27 protein-coding genes are annotated in these 26,089 nt (G+C 65.4%); 10 read left to right on the top strand and 17 right to left on the bottom strand.

Features of this window, described 5'->3' with window-relative positions:
• Positions 1-7 precede the first annotated feature (7 nt).
• Complete coding sequence (gene hisC / locus QMA10_RS08250) at positions 8-1,093, bottom strand: histidinol-phosphate transaminase (protein ID WP_290167416.1); 1,086 nt, start codon at positions 1,091-1,093, stop codon at positions 8-10.
• A 317-nt stretch (positions 1,094-1,410) separates the two neighbouring features.
• Between hisC and QMA10_RS08245 the strand changes: the two genes are divergently transcribed.
• Positions 1,411-2,820, top strand: coding sequence for an amino acid permease (locus QMA10_RS08245; RefSeq protein WP_290167415.1), 1,410 nt, complete (start codon positions 1,411-1,413; stop codon positions 2,818-2,820).
• A gap of 34 nt (positions 2,821-2,854) precedes the next feature.
• Here the strand turns inward: QMA10_RS08245 and QMA10_RS08240 are convergent, their stop codons facing one another.
• Positions 2,855-4,801, bottom strand: coding sequence for a BCCT family transporter (locus QMA10_RS08240; protein WP_290167414.1), 1,947 nt, complete (start codon positions 4,799-4,801; stop codon positions 2,855-2,857).
• Between the two features lie 252 nt (positions 4,802-5,053).
• Between QMA10_RS08240 and QMA10_RS08235 the strand changes: the two genes are divergently transcribed.
• Genes QMA10_RS08235 through QMA10_RS08220 form a run of 4 tightly spaced genes read left to right on the top strand, consistent with a single transcriptional unit; the run spans position 5,054 to position 7,288 of the window.
• On the top strand, positions 5,054-5,344 hold the full coding sequence (locus tag QMA10_RS08235; protein ID WP_290167412.1) for a zinc ribbon domain-containing protein: 291 nt from the start codon (positions 5,054-5,056) through the stop codon (positions 5,342-5,344).
• A gap of 33 nt (positions 5,345-5,377) precedes the next feature.
• Entirely contained in the window at positions 5,378-6,634 is a 1,257-nt protein-coding gene (gene fmdA, locus QMA10_RS08230; RefSeq protein ID WP_290167410.1) for a formamidase, read from the top strand.
• On the top strand, positions 6,631-7,002 hold the full coding sequence (locus QMA10_RS08225; protein ID WP_290167409.1) for a hypothetical protein: 372 nt from the start codon (positions 6,631-6,633) through the stop codon (positions 7,000-7,002). The genes fmdA and QMA10_RS08225 overlap by 4 nt, the downstream gene beginning before the upstream one ends.
• A complete protein-coding gene (locus tag QMA10_RS08220; RefSeq protein ID WP_290167408.1) occupies positions 6,989-7,288 on the top strand; it encodes a hypothetical protein in 300 nt (99 codons plus the stop codon). The genes QMA10_RS08225 and QMA10_RS08220 overlap by 14 nt, the downstream gene beginning before the upstream one ends.
• Before the next feature lie 4 nt (positions 7,289-7,292).
• Here QMA10_RS08220 and QMA10_RS08215 read toward each other — a convergent pair whose 3' ends face one another.
• The 4 genes from QMA10_RS08215 to QMA10_RS08200 are packed head-to-tail and all read right to left on the bottom strand — an operon-like array spanning position 7,293 to position 10,353.
• On the bottom strand, positions 7,293-7,724 hold the full coding sequence (locus QMA10_RS08215) for a hypothetical protein (RefSeq protein ID WP_290167407.1): 432 nt from the start codon (positions 7,722-7,724) through the stop codon (positions 7,293-7,295).
• 3 nt (positions 7,725-7,727) lie between these two features.
• A complete protein-coding gene (locus QMA10_RS08210) occupies positions 7,728-8,909 on the bottom strand; it encodes an alpha/beta fold hydrolase (RefSeq protein WP_290167406.1) in 1,182 nt (393 codons plus the stop codon).
• Positions 8,882-9,886 (bottom strand): hypothetical protein, encoded by a 1,005-nt coding sequence (locus QMA10_RS08205; RefSeq protein WP_290167405.1) that lies wholly within the window; start codon positions 9,884-9,886, stop codon positions 8,882-8,884. Before QMA10_RS08205 ends, QMA10_RS08210 begins: the two co-directional genes overlap by 28 nt.
• Positions 9,883-10,353: a hypothetical protein gene (locus QMA10_RS08200; RefSeq protein WP_290167403.1), complete on the bottom strand. Its 471-nt coding sequence runs from the start codon at positions 10,351-10,353 to the stop codon at positions 9,883-9,885. The genes QMA10_RS08205 and QMA10_RS08200 overlap by 4 nt, the downstream gene beginning before the upstream one ends.
• A gap of 237 nt (positions 10,354-10,590) precedes the next feature.
• On the opposite strand from QMA10_RS08200, the gene QMA10_RS08195 reads away from it, so the two are divergent.
• The gene (locus QMA10_RS08195; RefSeq protein WP_290167402.1) at positions 10,591-11,310 is read left to right on the top strand and encodes a VIT family protein; all 720 of its coding nucleotides are present in this window, start codon (positions 10,591-10,593) and stop codon (positions 11,308-11,310) included.
• A 92-nt stretch (positions 11,311-11,402) separates the two neighbouring features.
• Here the strand turns inward: QMA10_RS08195 and QMA10_RS08190 are convergent, their stop codons facing one another.
• The 3 genes from QMA10_RS08190 to QMA10_RS08180 are packed head-to-tail and all read right to left on the bottom strand — an operon-like array spanning position 11,403 to position 14,381.
• On the bottom strand, positions 11,403-12,785 hold the full coding sequence (locus QMA10_RS08190; RefSeq protein ID WP_290167401.1) for a rhodanese-like domain-containing protein: 1,383 nt from the start codon (positions 12,783-12,785) through the stop codon (positions 11,403-11,405).
• A 43-nt stretch (positions 12,786-12,828) separates the two neighbouring features.
• On the bottom strand, positions 12,829-13,740 hold the full coding sequence (locus QMA10_RS08185; protein WP_290167399.1) for a sulfite exporter TauE/SafE family protein: 912 nt from the start codon (positions 13,738-13,740) through the stop codon (positions 12,829-12,831).
• Positions 13,737-14,381 (bottom strand): rhodanese-like domain-containing protein, encoded by a 645-nt coding sequence (locus tag QMA10_RS08180; RefSeq protein ID WP_290167397.1) that lies wholly within the window; start codon positions 14,379-14,381, stop codon positions 13,737-13,739. The genes QMA10_RS08185 and QMA10_RS08180 overlap by 4 nt, the downstream gene beginning before the upstream one ends.
• Before the next feature lie 119 nt (positions 14,382-14,500).
• Between QMA10_RS08180 and QMA10_RS08175 the strand changes: the two genes are divergently transcribed.
• On the top strand, positions 14,501-14,758 hold the full coding sequence (locus QMA10_RS08175; protein WP_290167395.1) for a metal-sensitive transcriptional regulator: 258 nt from the start codon (positions 14,501-14,503) through the stop codon (positions 14,756-14,758).
• Positions 14,759-14,886: 128 nt separating this feature from the next.
• On the opposite strand, the gene QMA10_RS08170 is transcribed toward QMA10_RS08175, so the two are convergent.
• Positions 14,887-15,147 carry a hypothetical protein gene (locus tag QMA10_RS08170; RefSeq protein ID WP_290167394.1) on the bottom strand — a complete coding sequence of 87 codons (261 nt, stop codon included), beginning with the start codon at positions 15,145-15,147 and terminating at the stop codon, positions 14,887-14,889.
• A gap of 111 nt (positions 15,148-15,258) precedes the next feature.
• Complete coding sequence (locus tag QMA10_RS08165) at positions 15,259-17,313, bottom strand: PhoX family phosphatase (RefSeq protein ID WP_290167450.1); 2,055 nt, start codon at positions 17,311-17,313, stop codon at positions 15,259-15,261.
• Between the two features lie 346 nt (positions 17,314-17,659).
• Between QMA10_RS08165 and QMA10_RS08160 the strand changes: the two genes are divergently transcribed.
• Complete coding sequence (locus QMA10_RS08160) at positions 17,660-18,334, top strand: Clp protease N-terminal domain-containing protein (RefSeq protein WP_290167392.1); 675 nt, start codon at positions 17,660-17,662, stop codon at positions 18,332-18,334.
• Positions 18,223-18,654 carry a hypothetical protein gene (locus QMA10_RS08155; RefSeq protein WP_290167449.1) on the top strand — a complete coding sequence of 144 codons (432 nt, stop codon included), beginning with the start codon at positions 18,223-18,225 and terminating at the stop codon, positions 18,652-18,654. The genes QMA10_RS08160 and QMA10_RS08155 overlap by 112 nt, the downstream gene beginning before the upstream one ends.
• A gap of 31 nt (positions 18,655-18,685) precedes the next feature.
• Here the strand turns inward: QMA10_RS08155 and QMA10_RS08150 are convergent, their stop codons facing one another.
• A complete protein-coding gene (locus tag QMA10_RS08150) occupies positions 18,686-19,027 on the bottom strand; it encodes a hypothetical protein (RefSeq protein ID WP_290167390.1) in 342 nt (113 codons plus the stop codon).
• Between the two features lie 119 nt (positions 19,028-19,146).
• Positions 19,147-20,193: an o-succinylbenzoate synthase gene (locus tag QMA10_RS08145; RefSeq protein ID WP_290167389.1), complete on the bottom strand. Its 1,047-nt coding sequence runs from the start codon at positions 20,191-20,193 to the stop codon at positions 19,147-19,149.
• A 97-nt stretch (positions 20,194-20,290) separates the two neighbouring features.
• On the opposite strand from QMA10_RS08145, the gene QMA10_RS08140 reads away from it, so the two are divergent.
• Positions 20,291-21,202 carry a phosphatase PAP2 family protein gene (locus QMA10_RS08140; protein ID WP_290167388.1) on the top strand — a complete coding sequence of 304 codons (912 nt, stop codon included), beginning with the start codon at positions 20,291-20,293 and terminating at the stop codon, positions 21,200-21,202.
• Here QMA10_RS08140 and QMA10_RS08135 read toward each other — a convergent pair.
• From QMA10_RS08135 to QMA10_RS08120, 4 genes are all read right to left on the bottom strand, one after another.
• A complete protein-coding gene (locus QMA10_RS08135; RefSeq protein WP_290167387.1) occupies positions 21,174-22,472 on the bottom strand; it encodes an MFS transporter in 1,299 nt (432 codons plus the stop codon). The two genes, QMA10_RS08140 and QMA10_RS08135, sit on opposite strands and share 29 nt — an antisense overlap.
• Before the next feature lie 56 nt (positions 22,473-22,528).
• Entirely contained in the window at positions 22,529-23,377 is an 849-nt protein-coding gene (locus tag QMA10_RS08130; RefSeq protein ID WP_290167386.1) for an MBL fold metallo-hydrolase, read from the bottom strand.
• A 169-nt stretch (positions 23,378-23,546) separates the two neighbouring features.
• Positions 23,547-25,013, bottom strand: coding sequence for a dihydrolipoamide acetyltransferase family protein (locus tag QMA10_RS08125; protein WP_290167385.1), 1,467 nt, complete (start codon positions 25,011-25,013; stop codon positions 23,547-23,549).
• Positions 25,010-26,089, bottom strand: coding sequence for an alpha-ketoacid dehydrogenase subunit beta (locus QMA10_RS08120; protein ID WP_290167384.1), 1,080 nt, complete (start codon positions 26,087-26,089; stop codon positions 25,010-25,012). The genes QMA10_RS08125 and QMA10_RS08120 overlap by 4 nt, the downstream gene beginning before the upstream one ends.

The following is a 26,089-nucleotide window of genomic DNA, read 5'->3' as shown; positions in this document are numbered from 1 at the left end:
CTCGGGATTAGTGCTGGGGGGCCAGGAGAGCCGCTGCCTGCCGGGCGGCGTCCAGAATCCTGTTGTTGGCGGCAGGTGAGCCGATGGTGATACGGATGCCCTCGTTCGGAAAGACGCGGACAGAAAGGGCGTTGTCTTCAAAGATTGCCGCAAGGGCGGCCGTCTGGCCACGGCTGTCGAGCCAGAGGAAGTTGGCTTCCGACGGAAGAACGGGCAGCCCGGCCGCCGCCAGCGCATCGTGCACGCGCCGGCGCTCGGTCACCAGGACATCGATCCGCTCCTGAAGTTCATCTTCGGCGCACAGGGATGCCAGCCCGGCCTGCTGCGCCAGGGACGTGACGCCGAACGGAACAGCCACCTTCTGGAGGTTGGTGACCAGCCCGGGCGAGGCAATGGCGTAGCCGAGGCGCAGCCCGGCGAGCCCGTAGGCCTTGGAGAAGGTGTGCAGGACAGCAACGTTCGGATACTTACGGAACATTTCGATCCCGACGGCGGTGTCGGCATCGCGGTTGAAGTGCACGTAGGCTTCATCGAGCACTATAAGGACATCCTCCGGGACGGATGAGATAAAGCTGTCCACCGCTGCAGCCTTGAGGACGGTACCGGTGGGATTGTTCGGATTGCAGAGAAAGATCACGCGGGTTTTCGGGGTAACAGCAGCAGCCATAGCCGGCAGGTCATGGCCGCCCTCCCCGGTCAGGGCAATGGGCTGTGGTTCCGCCCCTGCGGTGGTGGCCAGAAGCGGGTAGGCCTCGAAGGACCGCCAGGCGAACATCACCTGGTCGCCCGGATTGCTCACTGCGAGGATGATCTGGCTCGCAACTTCCACTGACCCGGCGCCGAGCGCAATGTTGTCCGGTGAAACCTCCCAGCGGGACGCGATGGCACCGCGGAGTTCCTCTGCAGCGATCTCCGGATAGAGATTAATGCTGGAGACGGCGCCGGTTACGGCCTCCACCACTGAAGGCAGAGGCGGGTAGGGATTCTCGTTCGAGGAGAGCTTGAAGGCCTCCAGGCCGTCTACGGCCTGCGGGGCTTTTCCCTGACGGTAAGGCGGGAAGTTTTCAAGGCCGGCACGGTGCGGGATGTTCATGATTCTCCTGATGGACCGGAGCGAAGGATAAGCTGCAGCGGCGGGCACTGCCCAACGAGGCTAAGTAAGATTGGTCACGCAAACAAGCTGCACAGCAAACACCGCACAGACTGCCTGCTTTGAGCGGGACCCACCGCACCTCTTCTATACAATTTGCACAGCATTTCCCTATGAATTTGCTCATCGCCGGGTTTGTGATTAGCGTCACTCCCGGGCTGCCGCCGGCGGACCTGATTCCACGGGTACGCCGCCGGACATCCCCCCAATCTTTTCTCGATGCGGAGAACCTCCGCTCCCGACGCTTGTGAGGCACCTGCATGACCACTGCCGATCTGACAACCAACCCAGCACCTCCCCGGAACGGATCAGGCCTGGGACGGTCAATGAATTCCCGCCAGCTGACCATGATGGGGCTCGGCAGCGCAATTGGCGCCGGGCTGTTCCTTGGATCGGGGGTGGGTGTCCAGGCGGCCGGGCCGGCTGTCCTGATCTCTTATCTCGTGGCGGGCGCCCTGGTCATCATCGTGATGCAGGCTCTGGGCGAACTCGCTGCGGCCAATCCGAGTTCGGGCGCATTCTCTGTCTATACGGAGAAAGCCTTCGGCAAGACGGCCGGATCCGCTGTCGGCTGGCTCTGGTGGTTCCAGCTTGTTGTGGTGATTGCCGCCGAGGCCATCGGTGCTGCCGGTCTTCTGGCGTCCGTCTTCCCGGACCTTCCCGTCTGGCTCATGGCCCTGTTCTTCATTGCGGTGTTCTCGCTCATCAATGTCACCGGCGTGAAGAACTACGGTGAGTTCGAATTCTGGTTTGCGATCCTGAAGGTTGCGGCCATCATTGCGTTCCTGGCGATCGGTGCTGCCCTCATCTTCGGCTGGCTGCCCGATACCACCTCCCCCGGTCTCAGCAATCTCTTCGGCAACGACGGATTCGCCCCGACCGGTCTGGCCGGCATTGCGTCGGCACTGCTGGTAGTGATCTTCGCGTTCGGCGGCACCGAAATTGTGAGCGTTGCCGCAGCCGAGACCGCAGACCCCGCCCGCAGCGTAGGCAAGGCCATCAAGACCGTTGTCTGGCGCATCCTGGTGTTCTACATCGGCTCGCTGGCCGTCATCGTCACCGTTATCCCCTGGGATTCGGAAGCGCTTGAGTCTCCGTTCGCCGCCGTCCTGGCAACCGCCCGGATCCCGGGGGCAGAGACGGCCATCATCCTGGTGGCAGCCGTTGCCCTGCTGTCAGCGCTGAATGCCAATCTGTACGGCGCCTCACGGATGGTCTACTCGCTGGCCGAACGCCGAGACGCACCGCGGGGGCTGCTGCGGCTCAACAAAGCGAAAGCACCCGTTCTTGCCGTGCTTGTCTCCGTGGCCGTTGGGGTTGTCTCCACTGTGCTGGAACTCTTCTTCCCGGACCGGGTGCTTCCCGCCCTGCTGAACGTCGTCGGTTCCACCGTGCTGCTGGTCTGGGCTTCGGTTCTGCTGTCCCAGTTCGTGCTGCGCCGCAGGGCCGACCGCGACGGCGTGGCCCTCAAACTGCGGATGCGCGGCTTTCCCTACCTGACAGTCGCCGGCATAGTCCTCCTGGCAGCCATTCTTGTGCTGGCCTGCTTCGATCCGGCGGCCAGGACTCAGCTGCTGTCCACCGTTGCGCTGGTGGCCTGCATCGCCGTCGCGTGCAAGCTGGCACACGCTTCCCGCGCCCGGCGAAGTGCCGCCGCTGCGGACGCCTAGCCGCCAAGACCCGGGAGGGGCCGGCAGGACCCCGCTAGCGGGTGCTGCCGGCCTTTGCCTGATCCGGCCCCTCTCCCGAGGCGGCGTCAGGAGCTGCAGTATCCGTCGGAGCTTCCTGCACGTTGTCCGTGTACCAGTCGGTGAGGGCGGGGTCATTGCTCTCAAAGTCGGCGCCGGCGCCCTCGGCCTCCGGCACATGGGCAGTGCCGAACACAAAGTCGTCGCCGTGCTCGTCGATGCCGCGGCGCACGCCGCCGCTGATGGCCTCCAGCGCATACCGTCGCCGGATCATCAGCGGGTCGTTGCGCAGGTCCCTGGCCCAGGAAACCATCACGCCGACGAGGATGACGGTGAACGGCAGCGCGCAGGTCACCATGATGGCCTGGAGCCCCGAGAGGGCATTGCGGCCCCCGGCCAGCAGCAGGAACATGGCGATCAGCCCGAGTGCGGCCGACCAGATAATGGTCACCGGCTTCGAGGGCACGGGCCGGCCCGACTGCGACATCGAGCCCATGACGTTGGCGGCCGAGTCGGCCGCGGTGATGAAGAAGACCAGAATCGCGAGCATGCACACGAGGGCCGTTACGGAGCTGAGTGGCAGGTTTCCCAGCAGATCGAACATGACGTTTTCCCCGGAACCCTTTACAGCCAGGTCCACCCCGTTTCGGTTCATCCAGATGGCCGTACCGCCGAAGACCGTGTACCAGCAGACAGAGATGCTCAAGGGCACGAAGACGACGACGGTGACGAACTGGCGCAGGGTGCGGCCCTTGGAGATCTTGGCGATGAACATGCCCACGAACGGCGACCAGGAGATCCACCAGGCCCAGTACAAGGTGGTCCAGCCGGTCAGGAATTCCTCCTGCTCGGCGCCCTGGCCGGCGAAGACGGTCAGCATGTCCGGCAGGTTGCCCACAAACGCGATGAGCGAGGTTGGCAGCAGATCGAGCAGGAAGAACGTCGGCCCGGCCAGCAGGACAAAGAGCGTCAACAGAATGACCAGGGTCATGTTGAGGTTGGAGAGCAGCCGGATGCCCTTCTTGATGCCGGCGACAGCGGAGATGGTGAAGACAACCGTTAGGAGGCTGATGGCGACGACGACGAAGCCGTTGCCCAGCTCCTGGCCCGTGATGATCGAAACTCCGGTGCGGATCTGGATCGCGCCGATGCCCAGCGAGGTCGCGGTGCCGAACAGCGTCACCAGCACGGCGGAAACGTCGATGATCTTTCCCAGCACCCGGTTGTTGCCGTCGGGGAAGACCGGTTCAAACAGTGATGAAATCAGCGGCAGCCGGCCGCGTCGGAACGAGGCGTAGGCCAGGGCACCGCCCACCAGGGCGTAGATGATCCAGGCGAGACTGGCCTGGTGCAGGAAGGTGGTCGCCATGGCCGGCAGGATAGCGGCGGAGGTGCCGGCCTCGGCATCGGTGGAGGGTGGCGGGGAGAGGAAATGGCTGAGCGGTTCCATCGGCCCGTAGAAGATCAGCGCAATGCCCAGACCGGCTGCGAACAGCATGGAAATCCAGGACGCCGTGGAGTACTCCGGCGTGCTGTCGTCGGCCCCCAGCCGGATCTTGCCGGTTGGCCCGAAGCCAACCACCAGCATGAAGACCGCGGCGGCAACCATGGTGGCGTTAAACAGCCAGCCGAAATGCACAACCACCCAGGCCTGTACGCCGGCGCCCACGGAACTGAGGTTGTCGGGCGCAAAAATCGCCCACGCCAGCACGGCAAGGGAGATGGCCATGGCGGAAATGAACACACCGCGCCGGGTCGGATAGCTGACCCCTGTGTCCTCGACGCTGATGCCCGGGACCAGCCCGGGGTGGATGCCGAAAGCCGGTGAGGCAACGTGTTGCAGGGCCTTCTTGACCCGTCCAACGGGTCCGCCGGCGGCGGCAGCTCCCCTTGCTGAACCGGCAACGTTTGATCCGTCAGTGCTGCCTGCGACGTGCTTGGGAGGTGATGAGTCAGAGTTCATGATGAGATAAATTATTTCACTGGGGATCGCTGCTCCGATTTCCCCAAGACTGCCGGCCGAGTGCAAAACTCCGTCGTTACTCGGACTGCGGCCCCTCTTCTGTGACGAAACTCGCACCCGCAGGGACCACGCACGGCTCACTCCCGTCACAATGTTGACTCTCCACACGCTGCTTTCTAGGCTGACGGCAAGCCGGAGCAGCACAGCTTTCCCCTCCCTGACCGCTCCTGCAGATGCCTGAAGGGACACGACATGCCGCTCTATGCGTACCGCTGCACGGACTGCCTGGACTTCGAGGTCTCCGCCGCCATGGGCGAGGCGGCCGCTTCCCTTCCCTGCCCCGCCTGCGGAATCCCGTCTCCGCGGCGGTTCACCGCACCCAACCTCTCCCGGGCTGCCTCCAGCGCGTACCGGCTGATCGAAAGCACCAAACGCTCGGCAGCAGAGCCCGCCGTCGTCAGTTCCCCCGGACCGGCTCCCCGCACGGCCGGCGGAAACATCACCACCAACCCGCTCCACCGAAAGCTTCCCCGCCCCGACTGATTCCCAGGTTCACCCGCCAGCAAAGGAGCAATCATGCCCAAAGCCGTCTTTCCCCTTGATTCGTCCAAAAAGTTTGAGGACCAGGAAAAACTGGGGCATAACCGGTGGCATCCGGAGATCCCGCCGGTGGAGGTGCTCAAGCCCGGCGAGTCCTTCCGGGTGGACTGCCGGGAGTGGTTCGACGGCGCCATTGTGAATGACGATTCCGCCGAGGACATCCTCAACGCTCCCCTGCTGTCCGTGCACAAACTCAGCGGCCCCTTCGCGGTGGAAGGAGCGAAACCCGGAGACCTGCTGGTGGTGGACATCCTCGACGTCGGCCCCATCCCGCAGGAGGACAGCGGACCGCTGGCCGGCCAGGGCTGGGGTTATACCGGCATCTTTGCCCGGGAAAACGGCGGGGGCTTCCTCACCGAGCAGTTCCCTGATGCCTACAAGGCGATCTGGGATTTCACCGGCCAGACTGCCACGTCCCGCCACGTGCCCGGCGTGTCCTTCACCGGGCTGATTCATCCCGGACTGATGGGAACCGCGCCGTCGGCCTCGCTGCTGTCCACATGGAACAAGCGTGAAGGGGACCTGATCGCCACCGACCCGCACCGGGTACCGCCGCTGGCGCTGCCGCCCGAGGCTGAACATGCGGTGCTCGGCGGGGTGCCCCGGGATCAGTGGGGGCGCGTGGGCGCTGAAGCAGCGCGCACCGCTCCGCCACGGGAGAACGGCGGCAACCAGGACATCAAAAACCTCTCCAAGGGCAGCCGGATCTTCTATCCGGTGTTCGTGGACGGCGCCAACCTCTCCGTCGGCGACCTGCATTTCTCCCAGGGCGACGGCGAAATCACCTTCTGCGGCGCCATTGAGATGGGCGGTTTCATCGATCTGCGGGTTGATCTCATCAAGGGCGGCATGGACACGTATGGAGTCCATGAAAACGCGATCTTCATGCCCGGCACCGTGGAACCGCAGTTCAGCGAATGGATCGCTTTCTCCGGCACATCGGTAACGCTCGACGGCGAGCAGCGCTACCTGGACTCACATCTGTCCTACCAGCGCGCCTGCCTGCACGCGATCGATTACCTGACAAAGTTCGGCTACAGCCCCGAACAGGCGTATCTGCTGCTTGGTGCGGCACCGATCGAGGGCAGGCTCTCAGGCGTGGTGGACATTCCCAACTCCTGTTCCACGGTCTACATTCCCACGTCCATCTTTGACTTCGACATCCGGCCTTCGGCCTCGGGGCCGTTCCAAATCGATCCGGGAATCGGGGCGCCGCGGGCCAGTAACCGTTGAACCGGGGTTCCCCCAACAACGGCAGCACCGAGACTGCGCTGAACGGAACGGGCGGCGGACGGCCCGGAATTGCCGTGCGCTCCGGGTTTGCCGGCGGCGCTGCCGCCGTGGGGCGCGCCGTCCTCGGTTGGATTGTCCTGTGCGCTGGAATCGGTCTGGCGATCACCGTCGCCGGCTTCTTGACCGGGCTCATACCTGCACCAGCGGCGGCTGCAGTTCCGCTGGTGCAGGCCGTCCTGGTCACTGTACTGGTGGTGCCGGCCGTCCTTCTGCTGCTGAGCAAACTGGACCGCGCCTCGCCGGCCCATCTGGGCCTGTCCCGCCGGATGACCGCACCAGTGGTGTTCGGCCTCCTTGCAGGCCAGTGATCCCGTGGCCTATTTCCTGCAGATTGGGCTGTTTGGACTGGTGCTCTGCGCTGCCCGGCGCGTCCCGGTGGCCGGGGCACTCGGCGTTGCCATCGCCTTCCATTTGGCGCAGCTTACGGTCATGCGTGTGGTACTCGGAGGCTTAGGCTGGCTCGATTCGGGGGTCGACGTCCAGTTCAATGCTCCGGACGCGATTGCGCTGGTCCTGGCGCATATTTGCCTGGGCGGGCTCATCTTCATCCTCGCCCGGAAATTCCTCAGCCGCCGCGCGCCGGCGGTCACCTAAGCAGTCAGTACTTCGTCGAGTCGTCCAGCAGCGCCGCAATGGCATCGAGCGTTTCGTTGTCCACCTCGGACAGGGTACGGGTAGCAAATTCGCGAACCTTCGCCCGTCGCATTGCAGCCAGCAGTTCCAACTCACTCTGGATCCGCTCCGGCACCTCACCGTCGGCATCCAGCAGGTATGAGGGGTTGACCTGGAAAAACTCAGCCAGGCCCGTAACCACCTCCGTTGGCTGACGGACCGTGGCGTCCCCGGACTTCATGTGGTGCCAGCGGGTGCGCGAGAGCTTGATCCCCTTCTCCGCAAGGGCAGTCTGAACGTCCTGAAACTCAAAAGGTTTGCCCTCGGAGGTCTGAACAACATCCAGCAGCAGGTCGATTTTCCGGGCGAGGATTTGGGATTCCCTCAGGTTGCGCTGCACAGCGCTTTCAGCGGCCACGGTTTATTTTGCCTCCGAAACTGGCTCGATCAAGTCAACAGGTGTCTCCAGGCCGAGGGTGCGGCACCACGCCTGGACGGATTCATTCCACAGTTGCGGAGCAGAGTTCCACTCCAGTGTGTGGTGGGCGCCGTCAAACTCCACGAATCCCACAGACTGGCTGTGCCGGGAAACAAATGCCCGGGACAGCTTGATGGGTACGGAATGATCCTCAGTACCGTGAAAAATCATAGACGGAATACTTGGATGATTATGCATGTGTGTTGCGGGCATTTCACGCCACCTAATCACAGGTTCACCCCGGCGCCGGACCAGACTGACCGTGTGCGGCAGCCACCGGGCCAGGAACCCGGGACAGCCTGAACGCCGCAGCTGAGCCGATATGATGGCCGGCCAGTCCAGTGCCGGCGACACCAGGAGAGCGCCTGCGATGCCCGGCTCCGGGCACCGCTCGATGGTGCGGAGCACAATGGAAGCACCAAGAGACCAGCCCACGAACAGGATCCGCCGTGCCCCGCGGTCCATTGCGTAGCGCCTCGCCGCCTCAATGTCCTTCCATTCGGTGAGTCCCAAGTGGCTGCGCTCCGGCGTCGTGCCAAGGTCCAGGGATGTGCGGTATGTGGGCAGCAGCGACGTATAGCCGAGGGCGGCAAAGGCTGCCACGCCGCGCAGGCACTGGCTTCGCGAACTGCCCAAGCCGTGAACATGGATAACCCACACACCTGTGTCCTGCGACGACGGGATGATCCACGCCGGACGCCCGCCGATGGTTGCGTCCTCGGCGACGAATCCGAAATCCGCCGGGGCCTCGCCCAGGTGGCCGCTGAGGCGGCCTTTGCCGTCCCGAATGATTCCGGCGGGATCGCCGCTCTCCACGGTCCGCCGTGCCGTGATTCCGACGGCGGGGGGCCCGAGCACCACTATCCCGCCTCCCGATGCTGCGCGCATACTGAGACGTCCGGGATGGGCGGCAAAGCCGCGGGGATCAAAATCGAGGTACTGCCGTTTCCCGATCTGCCCGTATCCGTGGACCGGGACCAGCGTCTTGCCGGGGCCCGCGTCCGTGATCTTTGCGCGGATAAGGGCTCCGGCCAGCGCCGGCAGGCAGAAAGCCGCGGCCGCAGCAGCCAGCACCCTGCGGGCGGCGGGCCGCACCATCAGAGGTGCCTGTCGTGTTTCAGGCACAGCGCCTCTGCCCGGTTCAGCACGCTTCTGTCCGCCGGTGACATCTCACGCCCGCTGTTCTCGGCGAGGTCCATCCAGTCATGGATCTCAATGACCAGGCGGTGAATCGTATCCGCAGTATTCCGCCTGCGGTTCCGCTGTGCCCCGGTGACGGATTGGGCAGTGGTGCCCACCAGACTGACGGCGGGAGTCTGAGCGACGGTAGCGAGCCACACCTCTCTGAGCCGCGGCTCCAGCACCCGGATCTGTCTCCGGGCGCCCAGGTCGCTGAGGATCCTGCCGATTGGTGCCACGGCCAGTCCGGCAGACAACAGCACCACCGTCAGCGGATTGGACACGTCATACACGGTTGCGGCTGCACGCCTCAGCTCCTCGTTGCCCGTCACGTTGCCAGCATCCATAACAAGCACCGAGAGGCACAGGACAATGCCCGCAATGCATCCCAGGGCAATAATCCGAAATCCCACACGAAACCGCCTGCGCCTCATCTGCGGCACGTTTCGAAGACAGGTAACCAGCGTGCCCACCATTACCGCCAAGATGTAGAGGTATTGGATTCCCGAGTAAAGGGCCGCCGACGGCTGGCTTCCGTAATCCAGCATGAAAGAGAATGACGGAACGGGATCATCGATAAAGGCAAAGCTCACCGTCATTATGACAACCGTGATCACGGCTGCACGCCGGAGCCACATTGCCTGCATGCCGGTTGTCGAATCACCGGCGCGTGCACCGTGGGCAATGGCCAGCGAGAGGTAATAAACGCCAAAAATCAGCAGGACGTTGGCCGCCAGGTCCAATCCATTGGGCCACGGCAACCTGTTTGCCGCCCAGAGGTAAAGGCCGTCAATATTCGTGGTCAAAGACGCAGCTATGACTATCGCTGCTTTGAGCATCGTGTTGTCCGGACGGGTTCGCGCACGGAGCGCCAGCGTCAGCACGAGCAGCCACATGAAAACCACAACAATCAGGTTGTTCATTCGAAGTACGCCTCATACCGGTAGATTTCGTGACTGGATTCCCGGATGGCCGCGGCCAGGAGATCGGCGAGGTGTTCCGCCGCTGCTTCGAGATCGGAGCGGAAGTCACCGCGTGCCAGTGCCTTGGCCACCACTTCACCCGAAAGTTCCCGAAAAACGCTGACCCCCTGCCATGAGGCCTCAACACGCTCGTCATGGCGGAGGATCATGTGCGAGAGCTCGTGGAGAATCAGCTGCTGCCGGTGAAGTTTTCCCTTGGTGGCGGAGTGATAGACCACATCCATATTTTCCCGGGGAATCCAGAGCCCGCAGATTTTCTTACCCGTGAGCTTCTCGCTCTGAACAATGACAATGGGCCGCCGGCGAATTGTCTCGACGTGCCGAATCAGGGATTCCAGCGTGACATGGGCCGGCAGCTGAAGGCGCTCAAACGCGTCTGATGCCGTTTGTCGAACGTCTTTATCCATGGGGTTCCTCATTTTCAGCGGGGCCTCACGCTAAAGTGTAGTTCGGAACATGTTCCAATCATGTATCGTAGGATCACCGGCCGGGTGCCGGGCATGGCGGAAATCGTTTTACGAAGTTGGGGGACTTTCAGATTTTCGCAGTCATGCTCGGCGCCGGCCGGTTCTTTCTTTCGGTGAAAGCCGCCCTTTTCCGCGCTTCCCGGAGGCAATGCCCCAGCCGGGTGTTTTACTTCAAGCATGGAAGAAACACCGCAGCAGCGCCCCGAGCCGCATGACGGCGGCATCGCGGAACGTCTGAACTGGCTCCGCGCAGCAGTCCTTGGGGCCAATGACGGAATTGTGTCAACGGCGGCAACGGTGGTGGGTGTCGCCGGCGTAACGAATACCCTGGCTCCCATCCTGGTGGCCGGAACCGCCGCGGTTGTTGGCGGTTCCGTGTCGATGGCCCTGGGCGAATATGTGTCGGTCAGCAGCCAGCGTGACAGCCAGCAGGCGCTGATCGAAAAGGAGCGCCAAGAGCTGCGCGAGGATCCCGAAGGAGAGCTGCTCGAGCTGGCCGGGCTCTACGAGCAGAAAGGCCTCACACCGGAAACGGCCCGGCGGGTTGCCGTCGAGCTGACCGAGCACGACGCACTGGCAGCACACCTTGCGGTGGAGCTGAACATCGATGAACTGGAAGTGGTAAACCCCTGGCATGCGGCCTTCGCGTCGGCCGCCGCTTTTGCCGCGGGGGCCGTCCTGCCGCTGCTGGCAATTCTCCTTCTGCCCGCAGAAATACGAATTCCGGTGACGTTCGCTGCGGTCCTTGTGGCCCTGTCCATCACAGGCGCGGTCAGCGCACACGTGGGCGGCAGCTCGCGGCGCCGTGCCATGATCCGCCTCGTCATCGGCGGTGCTCTGGCCATGGCCTTCACCTATCTCGTGGGCACCCTGCTGGGAACCACCGGGATCGCCTGACCCACGGGCATTCCCTGGTCTTTCACCCAGTGCACGCAGGAAGCCCCGGCGGCGGCCCGTTCCGGCCGCCACCGGGGCTTCTTCTCCGCTGGTTACTGTTGTGCCGCCCAGGCGGCGTAACTGCCGTCCAGTTCGACGACGTCGTACCCGGCACGGCGCAGCCCGCTGGCTGCCACGGAGTTCCGCACGCCGCTCTGGCAGTAGGTCACAATGGTGCCGTTCTCCGGAAGTTCATCCAGGTGCCACAGCACGCGGCCGCCGCTGAGCTGGTATGAACCGGGAATGTGCCCGGCCGAGTGCTCGGTGCGGTTGCGGACATCAAGCACCATTGCGGCGTCGAAGTCCGGCAGTTCGGACGGCTGGATCAGCGGCGGGGTGAACGCCGGCAGCCCGTCGATGCTCGTGACATAGCCGGCGACGTTGTCAATGCCCACGCGGACCAGGTGGTCCCACATTTCCTGTGCCTGCTCCTGCCCCTCGGCCAGCAGCACCAGCGGGCTCTGGTCCTTTTCCGGATCCACTACCCAAGCGCCGAAGCTGGCAACGGATTTTCCGGCGGGGATGTTCAGTGCGCCGGCAACGGTGCCTTCATGGACCCGGGCGTTGGGGCGGGTGTCCACGAAGATTGCACGGTCCGCGGCGAGGTCGCGGACAACGTCGTCAGCGGCCAGCTCCTGCAGCGGTGCACGCTCGCCCATGACAGCCGGGCCCTGGCGGTTTTCGCGCTTCATGCGGCCGAAGTAGGCGTGGGCGTCGGGCTGTCCGTCGAGCAGTTCGTCGATGAACCCCTGCTCGTCATTGTTCTCGAGGTACGGTCCCCACCAGGCGTAGCGGCGTTCGTAGCCGACGGTGGAGGACGGGATGGCGCCCAGCGCCTTGCCGCAGGCGCTGCCGGCACCGTGGCCCGGGTGTACCTGGACGTAATCGGGCAGGGTCAGGAACTTGTCCCGCAGGCTGGCGAACAGCTGCTTGGCACCGGCAAAACGGGTGTCGACGCCGCCGGCGGCTTCATCCAGCAGGTCGGGGCGGCCGAGGTCGCCGGAGAAGATGAAGTCGCCCGAGAGCAGGTATCCGGGTGAGTCACTGAACGCGCCGTCCGTGATGAGGAAGGACAGATGCTCCGGGGTGTGCCCGGGGGTGTGCAGTGCCTGGACGGTGATGTTGCCGAGCTTGACGGTGTCCAGGTCATGCAGGCGTTCGCCGTCGAAGTCATACTGCCAGTCCGGTCCGCCTTCGCCCGAAACGTAGATGGCGGCACCGGTGGCCGCGGCCAGTTCCCGGGTGCCGGAAAGGAAGTCGGCGTGGATGTGGGTTTCGGTAACAGCCACGATCTTCATGCCGTTGGCGGCGGCGAGAGCCAGATAGCCGGAGATGTCCCGGCGGGCGTCGACGACGATTGCCTCGCCCTTGGCCTGGCAGCCGATCAGGTAGCTGGCCTGGGCCAGGTCTTCATCATAAATTCGTTCGATAAGCATGGGATCTGCTCCTTTGTTGTGAAGTGGGGGTTGCGGTTCTGGACTAGGCCGGCAGCTGCCGGGACGGATCATCCCGGTGCCGGCCGGCCTTGCGCAGCGGGCAGGAGGGTATGAACAGCAGGCACACGGCCGCCGCAACCAGTGCAGCTGCCGCGACGCTTCCGGCGAGGATCAGCTGGAGGTCAGCCGGCGCCTGCTGTATGAGCACAAAGGCACCCATGACCAGGACAAACCAGCCGAAACCCTTGCGGAGTGCGGTCTCGGGAATCCGGCCGGTGAGCTTGGCGCCGATCAGGCTGCCGACAATGGCAGCCGCCGTGACGGCGAGGACCAGAGCCCAGTCCAGCTGGACGGTGGTGAGGTAGCCGGCGAGCCCCGCGAAGGACTTCATACTGATGACCACCAGCGACGTGCCCACCGCAATGGACATCGGCAGTCCGCCGAGCAGTGCCAGGGCGGGAACCACGAGGAATCCGCCGCCCGCACCCACCAGTCCGGTGACGAGGCCAACGACAAGGCCCTCGACCAGCACTTTTCCGAGCGGCATGCGGGGCGGGGCAGCGTTGCCATCCGTGCCTGCCGCTTTCTTGTTCCTGCGGCCGCGGATCATGGCGGCCGAGGTGGCAACCATCATCAGGGCGAAGGCAATCAGCAGGACCTCACCGGGAATGAAGCCGCCCAGCAGGCCGCCGGCGAAGGCGCCAACCATGCCGGCAGCACCAAAGATGAGGCCGGTGCGCCACATCACCCGTCCGCTGCGGGCGTGGCTGATCACGCTGACCGCGGAGGTTACACCGACGACGAACAGCGATGCCGCAATAGCTTCCTTGGCATCGAACCCGGCAACGTACACCAGGATCGGGACGGTCAGGATGGAACCGCCGCCGCCGAGGACACCGAGCGAAAGTCCAATGAGAATGGACAGCGCCAGAACGAGGATCAGTGTCGGGGTCATGACGCCGCCGAAGCATCCCCGGTTGTGCCCAGCGGCAGGCTGGCCAGCACGTCTTCCGGAGTGGGTTCCGCGGCTGCCTTGTTCCACGGCATCACCGAGAGGGCCTTGCCCATGGCACAGGTGTTGGTTGCCGCGGAGAAGGTCAGTCCGGCGCCGATGACGCCGGCCAGCGTCCGGACCTTGGGAGAGGCGAAGCGGCCGCCGGTGAGTCCGGCCAGCACCAGGGACCCTGCTGCCAGGCGCACCTGGCGTTCCAGGTCCCAGCGCTCCTTGCCGTGCACAACGTTGCCGCCGGCCGTGGCATAACCCGGCACTCCTCCGCTGAGGACAGTGGCGGCATCGATGCCGGCTGCACCCAGGCGTTGCCGGGCCTGCTCGGCACGGACGCCCGACTGGCAGACCAGAACGACGCGGCCTCCCAGACGTGCGGCCACGGAATCGGCATGGTCCTTGAGCAGCGGAAGCGGAACATTGACCGAGCCGGCGATGTGCAGTGACTCGAACTCCGCAGCTGAGCGGACGTCCAGCACGATCAGGTCCGCGTGTTCATGCTGCCAGGACTGAAGCGTCCCTGCATCAAGTACGGTGACGGCGGATGCGGGGGCAGCGGAGCCGGGGGATGAAGGTGTTGCGGAAGCCATGGGGCCCTCTCAGGACGGGAACGGTGAATACCCCACCCAGTATCACCTATACCCCCGGGGGTAGTCAAAACACCCACTGGGGTATAGGGTGGAAGCTTCCCTAGCTTCGGAGAATTTTCATGGAACTTGATGCAAAAGAGCTCACGCCGGTTATCAACCGGCTCAAGCGTGCGCAGGGTCAGCTGAGCGCAGTCACCCGCATGCTGGAGGAAGGGCGCGACTGCAAGGACGTTGTCACCCAGCTGGCCGCCGTTTCCAAAGCCCTGGACCGGGCCGGTTTCCTGATCATCGCCACCGGCCTGCAGCAGTGCCTCACCCAGGAAGACAACGTCATGGACAAGAAGGAACTGGAGCAGCTCTTCCTGTCCCTGGCATAAGCGGGCGAGGGGAATCCGGGCACAGAAACGACACCCCCAAGACACAAAAGAGGATGCCGGCACGAGGCCGGCATCCTCTGGTTCCTACAGGGACCAGTTATGTTCGGGACCAGTTATTAGGGGGCCAATCACGGCCGCGTGGCACGTATCGCGTCACTCATCGTTGCCCCCGGATGCTTCGAGCGGTATTCCTTCACACGCCGCGGGTCCGCGTTTCCGGCTCCGTGCGTAAAGCCGCCGGGCCGGCCAACTGTGGGCGGTGCAACTGCCCACAGGACCAGAGCAACGGCTGTCAGGCCAAGACCCGGCAGCAGATGGTCAGTCAGCAGCCAGACGGCCATGCCCGCAACCGCACAGGCGACAATCAAAAGCGGCAGGACATACTTCATGAAGATCTCCTCCCGGGGAAAACAAGCTGATTTCCAATCCCCCATGGTTGCGGGCGTCAGCGGCAGTGTCAAACAGCACACCCCTGAGTGAGATCGGACGGCCCCCGCGGGCTAGCGCTCCCGTCCCCCTGCGGTTCGCATGGGCTGGAACACCTGGACCACGGACGGCCGCGGGGCGCGGACGTGCCCGGCCGGCGGCGTGCCGCCGTCGGGCACGTAGTCCGGAAAGAAGGAAGTGTGCGCGCCGTAGCCGCCGTCCTCCCCCGGATGCTGCACGGCCACGAACACCATGGACTCCCCGTCATGGATGACCGGCCCGCAGGTTTCTGCGTCCCGGGGCACCGACAGGAACTGCTCCACCCTGCCCCGTTCCCGTCCGGTCAGCGCTACCTTGAACAGTCCGTCGTTGTAGCCAATGCCGGACGGGGCTCCGTCCGTGGAGATCCAAAGGTTGCCCGCTGAGTCGAAGGCGAGGTTGTCCGGGCAGGAAATGGGGCTGACCTTATCCTGCGGGTAGCCGCTGAAGTAGGTGGCATCATCCTGGGCCGGATCACCGCAAAGCATCAGGATATTCCAGCGGAAGGCGGTGGCGGTGGCATCGTCACGGCCTTCAATGATTTCGATGATGTGGCCGTCGCGGTTTTCGCGCCGCGGGTTCGCCTCGTCGGCGGGTGTCTTGCCGTCGACGCCGCGGTTGGAGTTGTTGGTGCAGGCCACATAGACGCGCCCGGTGGCGGGATTGGGTTCCACATCCTCGCAGCGGTCCATCTTGGTGGCACCGGCCTTGTCCGCCGCGATCCGGGTGTAAACCAGCACCTCCTCCACACTCATGCCGGGCACTGCGGATTTGCCGCGCACCACCAGGGGCAGCCAGGTTCCCCGCCCATCGAATCCGCCGTCGTTCGGCACGGTTCCGGAACCGTCGATCTCTGATGCCGGAGAGTTCCCGGCGAACCGCGCCACGTACAGGTCGCCCTCGCTGAGCAGGGTCATGTTGTGGCGCTTGTCGTTTTTCCGGTATTTGTTCTTCGAGACGAACTTATAGAGGTAGTCGAAGCGCTCGTCGTCGCCGGAGTACGCCACGGCCTTGCCGTTGCGGGCGATGATGACGTTGGCGCCCTCATGCTTGAACCGGCCCAGGCTGGTGTGTTTGCGCGGCACCGACGCCGGGTCCTCGGGATCGACCTCCACGATGTACCCGAACCGGTTCGGTTCATTCCGGGTTTCCGGGCTGCGGGCGTCAAAGCGCGGGTCTTCCCGCTCCCAGCCCATGGCCGTGGCGCCGCTGCCCAGCCCGTACCGCTTATCCTCGGCACTGGTGCCGTCGGTGCGGAAGAAACCGTTGAAATTCTCCTCTCCCGACAGCACGGTTCCCCACGGGGTGCTGCCGCCGGCGCAGTTGCCCAGGGTGCCGGACACGTACCGGCCCTGCGGGTCTGCGGCAGTCTTCAGCAGGTCGGAACCAGCCGCGGGACCGGTGAGCTCAAAAACCGTGTCCAGAGTGATGCGCCGGTTCAACCTGGCGCCGCGGATGTAGGACCACGGCCGGCCACGGGAGCCGCGCTTGAGTTCAACCACCGACATTCCCACTGCGTTGCGGAAGATGGCGCGGCGTTCGGCTTCCTCAGCGGCAGAAGCCGGTGCGGCCGGGAACATGATCTCCGGGTTGACGTACTCGTGGTTGCAGACAAGCAGGCCCTTTTTTCCATTGGGCTGGCGGAGAATTTCCAGATAGTCGTTGTTGTAGCCGAACTGGCGGGCCTGGGCTGAGGCGTTCTGGGCGCCGAAGTTGAACTCAGGGGAATCCGCGAACAGCGGGTCCCCCCACCGCAGCAGCGGTTCCCAGTCATAGCCGGCGGGAACATCGAAGCTGTCAACCGCGGCATCCACGGGGGCGATGGCCGTAAAAGCCAGGCGCCCTGGTTTGGGTCCTCGGCCACCAGGTGCAGCTGCCGCCGTTGAAGCCGGTCCGCTCACCGCCAGCACCGCCGCTCCCAATACCCCGGCCGCTCCGGCGCCGAGCGCAGTCCGCCGGGAGAACTCCGCGGACACAATGTCCCGGAAGTAACTGTTGGCGGAGGTGTTGCACACCGCTTTGCTGCAGGCGTTGTCGCACTTCAGCGCACAGGTGACGGCGCTGCGCTTGCCTCTGGTGTGCCCCAGCATGGGCAGCAGCCGTTTCTTCACAGCTGGTCCGGCAGCGGCAGAGTCGGGGTTCAGCAGATCGGTCAAGGTTAGGCCTTTCATCCGGCAAACGTGTCGCAGCCCACGCTGGCAGGGACAGGCGACGGGCTGGAGACCGGAGGCTTAACTCCGGGTGAACAGATCGTGTTGTGGACTCATCCCGCACCGCGGGTGCTGGCGGATACCCTTGAGCTGCGCCGGGGCGAAGCTGTCCTGCGCGGTGGAACGAACTGCCAGGCCATTGCCGATGCACCCCGGGCGGCACGCCGTTCCGTGCAGAAGTACTCCAAACGCGTTGACCCTCGATCCTCAAGCCCAGGAGCCATGGATGAACAAGTTCACCCGCTACGCGACAACCAGTCACGCACTCTCGCTGACGGCGATCGAGGAAGCCTCGCGGCGGGGTTTTCGGGAAGCCGACCTTGAGGACATGTTCCTGGCACTGGTCCTCAATGACCAGCCCGCTGGCCACGTCCTCCGCAACACCGGCATCAGCATTCATTCAGCCCGGGCGGCCGTCGAGGCATACCGGAAGGATCACATGGCATCCCTGGGCATCACCGCCGACTCCCCGCCGCCGGGAGACATCGTCTTCCACGAAACCGGCGGGTATGCCTGGTCCAAGCGGGCTTCCAGTCTCCTCGGCCGGGCAGGCCGGAATGGAAGTACGGGAGACGCAGCCGCAGTACTGCGCGAACTCCTGAACGAGCCCACCGGGCTAATCATCGACTTACTGCAGCGGCTAGGGACGTCACCGGCGAAAGTTCTGGCAGAGCTCGAACGCACCGAATCGTCCCTTGCGTCGCCGAATAAACCGGCAGCAGGCAGACGGGGTGAGGTCACCGGTTCGGTCGAGGCCTTTGTCCCGGCCCCGTCGAGGATGTGTGGGCGCTGCTGTCAGATCCGGCCCGGATCCCGGATTGGGAACCCGGGATCGGCTCAATTGAGGGCCCCGGCGGTCCCGTCCTGCCTGGTCGAACGTGGAGCGGACATGCCACCCTGATCCGCCCGGACGGCAAACCCCTGAAGGTCAACAGGAAATTCCGGCGCAGGGAGATGGAACTTCTGCAAGCGCTGCCCCCGGCCCGCGTCGCGTGGCGCTTCAGCTTTCCGGATACGCACGCCGGCAGACCCACCGTCGCCGGTTTCGAACTGGCCCCGGCTACCGGCGGAACCCGGCTCAGCATCACCTTGACCTGGTTCCGGCATCAGGGCTGGCGGGCGCTGCCCGGCATGCTTTTGACCCCTCTGCAGCGTTTCCTCGTCTGGATCAAGCTCTCCCGGATCAGCAGCTCCATCAGCCGTGCCTTCCGGCAGCCGTAATCTGCCGGCGGGAGCTATGGGTTGGGCAGAGTCATCGCTTTGCGGGGGAGCTGCGGTAGAGACGGCGCAGGTACCGCGTGTGGATCAGGTCCCGCTTCACCCATTCCCAGTAAGAGAGTCCGGGCTCCAGGCCGAGGTTCTGCCACAGCCTGCCCCCGTAAAGGGCCGATCCCCCGAATACGGCGGCTAAAAAGAGAAGGGCTTCGACCAGGGAAAGATCCCAGATAACCCAAAGTCCCACGTAGCTCCAGCATGTCAGGACAGCGGCGGCCAGCCAGGGAATCCACTTCATCTCGGGGATCCGCGCCGGGCTGCTCGCAACGCCCAGGCTCAGCCCGATAAGAACGATGACACTTAGCTGCAACACCTGCATGGCTTTACTCCCCGTGATCGGCCGCGGACCCGCTCTCGTAGGTGCGAGGCTACCAAACCCATGACTGGAGGAGCCGGAATCCTCCGTTTTGGAACGGAAACCGCAGGCGGCTCCGGCTGCTAGCCGTCCGCGGTCCCCGGAGCCGTCGAAACACCCGGAAGCCGGGCGTAGACCCGTTCCAGCCGGTCCAGCCACCACTGCCGGCGCTCGGGCGCCGCAGCGTGGCGCTCCAGCAGTTCCTCGGAAACCGGCACGCTCCGCACCGCCAGCGCACCGCCGTCGGGCACCATTGATTCCTTGGTGACGTCCCCGGCCATCAGCGAGAGCGTGCCGAGTCCGCAGGCGTACGGCAGCTCGGGCAGGGAAGCGGCCAGTGCCACGCCGGCCCGGATTCCCACCGAGGTGTCCAGGGCGGAGCTGACGACGGCGGGAAGCCCGGCCGCGGCCACAATCTCCAGGGCGCGGCGCACCCCGCCCAGCGGAGCCACCTTCACCACGATCAGGTCCGCGGCGTCTTCCCGGGCGACCCGCAGCGGATCGGTTTCCTTCCGGACGCTTTCATCGGCGGCAATCAGCACGGGGATGCCGCGCCGTGCCAGTTCCTGCCGCACCGCGCGCAGCCCGGCGATGTCCGGGACCGGCTGCTCGGCGTATTCCAGCCCTGCTTCCGCCAGCGATTCCAGGGCTGCGACGGCGGTGGGTACGTCCCAGCCGCCGTTGGCGTCCACCCGAATCCCGGCGTCCGGCAGCAGCCGACGGACCTCGGCCACCCGGGCCAGGTCCTGAGCCACCGTCTGGCCGCGTTCGGCCACTTTGACCTTGACCGCCGGCACGGCACCGAACCGGGACAGCACCGTTTCCACCTGTTCGACGCCGACGGCGGGAACAGTCCCGTTCACCGGAACGGAGTCCCGCACGGACTCCGGGTAGCCCTCCCCCGCCGCCTCCAGGGCGGCCGCGAGCCACGGAGCCGCCTCGGCGTCGTCGTACTCCGGAAACGGCGAGAATTCGCCCCACCCGGCCGGGCCGGGAAGGAGCAGGGCCTCACGGCGCAGGATCCCGCGGAAACGGACGCGCATGGGAAGCGAGACAACGCGGGCGCCGGCGAGCAGGAGGGACAGGTCCGGCCGGGACCCGGAAACAGAGGAAAAGTCAGGGGTAGCCACCCAGCCAGCCTAGCCCGGGATTGGTTCGGCACGGCATGGCACCGATCAGAGCCGCCATTCAGACAAGTGCCAAGATCCAGTGGCAGACTAGGAAACAATGAATACCCGCGACCTCCTGAACCGCCGCACTCCGATTCGGCGCCCGCCCGCCTCCAACGCAGCCCTGTTCCTGTTCGGGGCACTGCTGTGTGCGGCCGCGGTGGCACTGACGTACTGGGGTTTTGTCCGCACCACCACCGGCCAGCTGGCGGATGAATCCGCCTGGCGCGAGGCCGAGGTGGCAATGCCCGGCACAAAGCTGCAGGTGCTGGAGTTCCTTGACAGCCTGCCGCTGCTGTCCGTCTTCATCGCAGGGGCCGTGGTGCTGGTGATGACCATACGACGACGGCGGCTGGCGCCGGCGGTGATCGCACTGGCGACTTTCGCTGCGGCGAACATCAGCAGCCAGCTGCTCAAACGGCTCTTCTTTGACCGCCCCGACCGCGGCGTCATCACGCTGGACTTCAACTCGCTGCCGTCTGGACACACAACCCTGGCCGCTTCCGCAGCCGCCGTCGTCTTCCTTCTGGCCTCACCCCGCTGGCGCCCGGCGGTTGCCTTGGCGGGCGGGAGCTATGCGGTGCTTGCCGGAGCGTCCACCTTCGTCAACCTGTGGCACCGGCCGGCCGACGTCGTGGCTGCCTTCCTGGTGGTGGGCACGTGGACATTGATCGGCGGGCTGGTCATGCTGCGCACCACGCCCGAGTGGAATTACTGGCCCCCCGGGGGCCAGGGCCGCAGCTCAGTGCCGGTGTTTGCCGCGTTGTGCTGGATCCCCGGACTGCTGTCGCTGCTGATCAGCGTAGGCACCTACCTCTACGCCGCCAGCGGCAGCACGGTGCTGGGCAGCAGCGAGTCACTGCTGTTGTACTTCTGGTCCGGCCTGGGCCTGATCGTAGGCCTGGGCTACATCATGAGCGCACTGGCGTGCTGGGTCTTCTCTATGCAGGCGGGAGATCCGGCCCGCTGACCGGCCCGGCTGCCCCGGCGTCCGGCCGCCCGTAGCCGGGACGGCCTTTGGGCACCCATTTCCACAGCGCCGCCGCTCCCAGCAGGCCCAGGACGGCGGTGGCCCCGATCCCTGCCGACAGCGACACCAGCGCCGTCACGGCGGAGAGCAGCGCCGGCCCGGCCATGGTGCCGCTGTCCGCCAGCAGCCGCCAGATACCGAGGAACTGCGGACGGCCCGGCGAGGGCGAGAAGTCCGCTCCGAGGGTCATCACGATGCCGGAGCCGATTCCGTTGCCGAAGCCCAGGATCAGGGACACCAGCAGCAGGCCGGTCCGGTCGCTGGTCAGCGGCATCAGTGCCAGCCCCGCAGCCATGGTCAGCATGCACGGCACCGCTACCCAGCGCCGCCCCCACAGGTCCATGACTTTGCCCGCGGGATAAAAAATCAGCATGTCGATGGCGCCGGACAGACCGTAAATGAGGGCGGTTTGGGTAGGGTCCAGCCCAATGTGCTGGGCCCAGAGCGGAATGACCGCCTGCCGGGAGGCCCGCACCGCTGCGATCAGCAGGACGCCGAGGCCCAGGGTGCGGAACACCCTGCCGTGGCTGCCAAGAACGGAGCGCACGGTAGGAGCAGGAGCCAACGGGTCTGCCGTATTGCGGTGTCCTCTCCCGCCCGATGGTCCCCCTGAACCTGACGGCCCCTGGCCCACGGGAACGGGCGCGCGCAGTTCAGGGACCCGCAGGCTGATGATTCCCGCAAGCAGCGCGGCGGCGGCTCCCACCCAGTAGGCTCCGGAGGTTCCCGCGAAATGGATGACCCCGGCGGCGGCGAAGGGGCCGGCGAAAACACCGATCCGGTTCACGCCGCCCAGGGTGGACAGTGCCCGGGCACGGTAGCCCAGCGGCACGGCTTCGGTCAGGTAGCTCTGCCGGGCCAGGCCAAAGACCGAACCCGCCATCCCCACCATGAACACGGCCAGGGCAAAAATCCACAGCACCGGTGCCAGAGCCGCCGTAGCCATCGCCGCTGAACACCACAGGGCAGCGATCACCAGCGCCCATTTTTCACCGAACCGGGTAGTGAGCACGGTGGCCGGCACGTTGGTGAGCAGAGAGCCGATGCCCGTCAGGGTGATCATCAGAGCCGCCAGAGCTACCGTGGCGCCAAGATCCCGGGCTGTCAGCGCGATGACCGGCAGGATGGCTCCGGTCGCCAGACCATACAGGAGCGTGGGCCCGAACGCCGGAACGGCTATGGATTTGAGACTGAAGGATTCTGCGGGCACCGGTTCAGGGTACGCCTTTATTGCTCAGGTCAATTCAAGATTACTTCTGTTCCGGATTACTTCAGCCACTTCCAGCGGGCCAGGGTCCGCAGCCGCATCAGCAGGGCCCGGGACTGCTCCGGCCCGTACGGCAGGATGGGGATGGCCTTGGTCATGTCAGTGGAGGCCTGGTCCATGGCGCTGCGGGTAACGGCGACGGCGGTGCGCATCTTATTCATCTGCGTAGTCACAAAGTCCACGGTCACCGGTTTGCCGTGTCCCGGCACGAAAACCGAATAGAGGTCCTCCAGTGCCGTCATCTTGCCGAGCGTGCGGATCCATTCCTTGGGAAAGGAATCTTCGAAGGACGGATCGGCGCCCTCCTCCACCAGGTCTGCGGTGAACAGGACGTCACCGGCGCCCACGAGCAGGTCATGGTCGGTGTGGCCGCGTCCCAGGTGGAAGAGCGTTACCGAAATACCGCCCAGGTCCAGGTCCACCGGGGAGCCCTCCACCAGCCTGGTGGGTGCAAGGATCTCCGTGTCCGCACCCTCCCCCGCAGCCATCTCCGGTTCCACGCCGGCGACGGCGGCACGCTGGGAACCGCCGTGCTCACGGATAACCTCGGCGCAGCGGCTGGTGGCCCAGATGTCCCGGACACCGTTCGCCGCCAGCACGGCGTTGCCGAAGAAGTGATCAAAGTGCGCATGGGTATTCACGGCGATCAGCGGCAAATCGGTCCGTTCCCGCACGGCCGACAGGATGGCGCTGGCCTGCCGGGGACCGGCACCGGTGTCGATGATCAGCGCCTGTTCATCCCCGATGACCAGGCCGGTGTTCATGCCGAAGCCGGGATTGCGCAGCACCAGCACCCGCGGCGCCACCTCCAGCCACTGCTCGGTTTCCTGGCCGGTTGCGTGCGACATGGGTCCGTCCTTTGTGGGTCCGTAAACTGCCCGGAGCCTCGGGTGCACCGGTGATAAGTCTCTTATTCCAATTGCTGGTTCCAAGGTATCGCGGCCGCGGCGGCCGGACCACGACTGTCCGCAAATGTTGCGGCGCGGGTCCGGCCGGGTTCGAGGTCTCCCCCGCGCGTCAGAGGTCCGCGAGGACGCTGCCCGGGTTTTCGATGGCATCAGCCACGTAGCGCAGGAACCCGCCGGCAGTGCCGCCGTCGCAGATCCGGTGGTCGAAGACCAGCGTCAGCTCGGTCAGCTTCCGTACCGCCAGGGCACCGTCCACAACCCACGGCTTATCGATAATCCGGCCGATTCCCAGGATGGCAGACTCCGGATAGTTGATGATGGCAGCGCTGCCGTCCACACCGAACACCCCGTAGTTGTTCAGGGTGAAGGTCCCCGAGGTCAGCTCCGAGGGGGTGGCTTTGCCGTCCCGGGCGGACGCCGTGAGCCGGCGGATCTCGGCGTCCAGGGCCCTGGCGTTCATGGTGTCTGCACGCCGGATTGACGGAACAACCAGACCGCGGTCCGTCTGTGCTGCGAAGCCAAGGTTGATGCCCTCGTACGCCGTGATGCTTGCGCCGCCGTTCCCGGTGCTGTCGGAGGCTGGATCGAAGCGGGCGTTGAGTTCAGGGAACTTCGCCAGCCCGGCCAGCACAAAGCGCGCGAGGAAAGCCATCAGGCCCGGGGTGTTGTCCGGGTGCCGGCGTTTGAGGTCCGCGCGCAGTTCCAGCAGAGCGGTGGCGTCAACATCGACCCATACCGTGGCTTCCGGGATGCTGGCCCGGCTGGCGGTAAGGTTCGCGGCGACCGTTTTGCGCAGGCCCAAGACCCGTGTCCGTGACGCGACGGCCAGGCCGGTGCGCGGATCACTGGCGGCCGGTGTTGCCGGGGTTGCAGGGGCGGCCGGGGATCCGGGATCTGCGGCAGGTTCCATCGTTTCGGCTGCCCGGAGTCCGGACAGAGCTGCATCAACGTCGCCGCGCAGGATGAGTCCGTTGGCTCCGGAGCCCGTCACATCAGCCAGGCGGACACCGTTGTCGCGGGCGAGCTTGCGAACCAGCGGAGAAATGCACCGCAGCGCCTCCGCCGGCCGGGCCGAAACCTCTGCCGGAACGGGAGCCGGAGCCGGAGCTTCAGTTACCGCCGCAACCGCTGCCGGGACTGACACCGTTTGAGCCGCTGCGGTCCGCGGGCGCCTGGTGCGGCGCGCCGCGGTGTGCCCGCCGGGAGTGCCGTAGCCGATGAGCACGTTGCCCGAACCGGCCTTTTCTTCCTGCCGGTACGCCTCTCCGTCGGGGTCGCTGTGCCCCGGTGCCGGAGAGGACCCGGGGGTGCTCACCGCGGAACCCGGCTGGACGCCGGGCGATGCCACTGAGATCAGTGGACGGCCGACGTCGAGGGTCTCCCCGGCTTCCCCGTGCAGCTGTGCCACGGTGCCCGCAAACGGGGAGGGAACCTCAACCAGCGATTTGGCGGTTTCCACCTCGGCCACCGGCTGGTCAACACGGATCTCATCGCCCACGGCCACCAGCCAGGTCACCAGCTCGGCTTCGGTCAGGCCTTCGCCAAGGTCAGGGAGCAGGAAGGTGCGCGTGCTCATCGGTCCTCCCACTGCAGCTCGTCAACGGTGTCCAGGATCCGGTCCACGCTGGGCAGGAACCAGTGTTCAAGCTTGGGTGCCGGGTAGGGGATGTCGAATCCGGTGACGCGCAGCACCGGCGCGGCCAGGGAGTGGAAGCAGCGTTCCTGCACGCGGGCCACGATTTCCGAAGCTACCGACGCGAATCCGGGTGCTTCGGAGATGACCACGGCGCGGCCGGTGCGGCGGACCGAAGCGGTGACGGTTTCGTCGTCAAACGGGACGATGGAGCGCAGGTCGATCACTTCCAGGGACCGGCCTTCCTCCGCTGCGGCTTCAGCGGCAGCCATGGCCGTGGCCACCGAGGGTCCGTAGGCAATCAGGGTGGCGTCGGTGCCGGGGCGGGCCACGGCGGCGGTGCCTATTCCGCCCGGCAGCCGGGTACCGTCGTCGGACACTCCGCCGGCGTCGAAGCGGCTGCGCAGCGCAGCCAGGTCCACGTCTTCTTTGGTCCAGTAGAGCTTCTTGGGTTCCAGGAACACCACGGGATCATTGAGACGGATGGCTTCGCGGAGCAGCGTGTAGGCATCGGCGACGGTGGCGGGTGCCACGACGGTCAGCCCCGGGGTGTGGGCGTAGTAGGACTCGGAGGAGTCGCAGTGGTGCTCCACCCCGCCGATGCCGCCGGCGTAAGGAATGCGGATTACCAGTGGCAGCCGGACCCTCCCGCGGGTGCGGTTGGCGGTTTTAGCCACATGGCTGACCACCTGTTCGAAGGCCGGGTAGGCGAAGGCGTCGAACTGCATTTCCACTACGGGACGCATGCCGTTCATGGCCATGCCCACCGCCATGCCCATAATGCCGGATTCGGCCAGCGGGGTGTCGAAGCAGCGCTCTGCACCGAACCGGGCGGTCAGCCCGTCGGTGATGCGGAAGACGCCGCCCAGCGGGCCCACGTCCTCGCCGAACATGATGACGGCGGAGTTGGCCGCCATTTCATCGGCCAAAGCGGTGTTCAGCGCTTTGGCAAAGGTAAGGGACTCGGGGGCGGCGGCGCTTGGCGCGGCCGGCGCTTCGAGGGTGTCTGTAACGGTCAT

This window comes from Arthrobacter sp. APC 3897, from assembly GCF_030407495.1.
Classification (GTDB): Bacteria; Actinomycetota; Actinomycetes; order Actinomycetales; family Micrococcaceae; genus Arthrobacter_B.
The sequence above is the reverse complement of the archived record's forward strand: the minus strand, read 5'-3'. Positions and strand labels throughout refer to the sequence as shown.

Coding starts and splice junctions, on each gene's coding strand:
- QMA10_RS08185 (WP_290167399.1), bottom strand. CDS start 13,740: ATGACCCCGACACTGATCCTCGTTCTGGCGCTGTCCATTCTCATTGGA.
- QMA10_RS08140 (WP_290167388.1), top strand. CDS start 20,291: ATGAATACCCGCGACCTCCTGAACCGCCGCACTCCGATTCGGCGCCCG.
- QMA10_RS08245 (WP_290167415.1), top strand. CDS start 1,411: ATGACCACTGCCGATCTGACAACCAACCCAGCACCTCCCCGGAACGGA.
- QMA10_RS08235 (WP_290167412.1), top strand. CDS start 5,054: ATGCCGCTCTATGCGTACCGCTGCACGGACTGCCTGGACTTCGAGGTC.
- QMA10_RS08180 (WP_290167397.1), bottom strand. CDS start 14,381: ATGGCTTCCGCAACACCTTCATCCCCCGGCTCCGCTGCCCCCGCATCC.
- hisC (WP_290167416.1), bottom strand. CDS start 1,093: ATGAACATCCCGCACCGTGCCGGCCTTGAAAACTTCCCGCCTTACCGT.
- QMA10_RS08175 (WP_290167395.1), top strand. CDS start 14,501: ATGGAACTTGATGCAAAAGAGCTCACGCCGGTTATCAACCGGCTCAAG.
- QMA10_RS08195 (WP_290167402.1), top strand. CDS start 10,591: ATGGAAGAAACACCGCAGCAGCGCCCCGAGCCGCATGACGGCGGCATC.
- QMA10_RS08170 (WP_290167394.1), bottom strand. CDS start 15,147: ATGAAGTATGTCCTGCCGCTTTTGATTGTCGCCTGTGCGGTTGCGGGC.
- QMA10_RS08130 (WP_290167386.1), bottom strand. CDS start 23,377: ATGTCGCACGCAACCGGCCAGGAAACCGAGCAGTGGCTGGAGGTGGCG.
- QMA10_RS08150 (WP_290167390.1), bottom strand. CDS start 19,027: ATGCAGGTGTTGCAGCTAAGTGTCATCGTTCTTATCGGGCTGAGCCTG.
- QMA10_RS08165 (WP_290167450.1), bottom strand. CDS start 17,313: ATGCTGGGGCACACCAGAGGCAAGCGCAGCGCCGTCACCTGTGCGCTG.
- QMA10_RS08240 (WP_290167414.1), bottom strand. CDS start 4,801: ATGAACTCTGACTCATCACCTCCCAAGCACGTCGCAGGCAGCACTGAC.
- QMA10_RS08120 (WP_290167384.1), bottom strand. CDS start 26,089: ATGACCGTTACAGACACCCTCGAAGCGCCGGCCGCGCCAAGCGCCGCC.
- QMA10_RS08205 (WP_290167405.1), bottom strand. CDS start 9,886: ATGAACAACCTGATTGTTGTGGTTTTCATGTGGCTGCTCGTGCTGACG.
- fmdA (WP_290167410.1), top strand. CDS start 5,378: ATGCCCAAAGCCGTCTTTCCCCTTGATTCGTCCAAAAAGTTTGAGGAC.
- QMA10_RS08190 (WP_290167401.1), bottom strand. CDS start 12,785: ATGCTTATCGAACGAATTTATGATGAAGACCTGGCCCAGGCCAGCTAC.
- QMA10_RS08200 (WP_290167403.1), bottom strand. CDS start 10,353: ATGGATAAAGACGTTCGACAAACGGCATCAGACGCGTTTGAGCGCCTT.
- QMA10_RS08160 (WP_290167392.1), top strand. CDS start 17,660: ATGAACAAGTTCACCCGCTACGCGACAACCAGTCACGCACTCTCGCTG.
- QMA10_RS08125 (WP_290167385.1), bottom strand. CDS start 25,013: ATGAGCACGCGCACCTTCCTGCTCCCTGACCTTGGCGAAGGCCTGACC.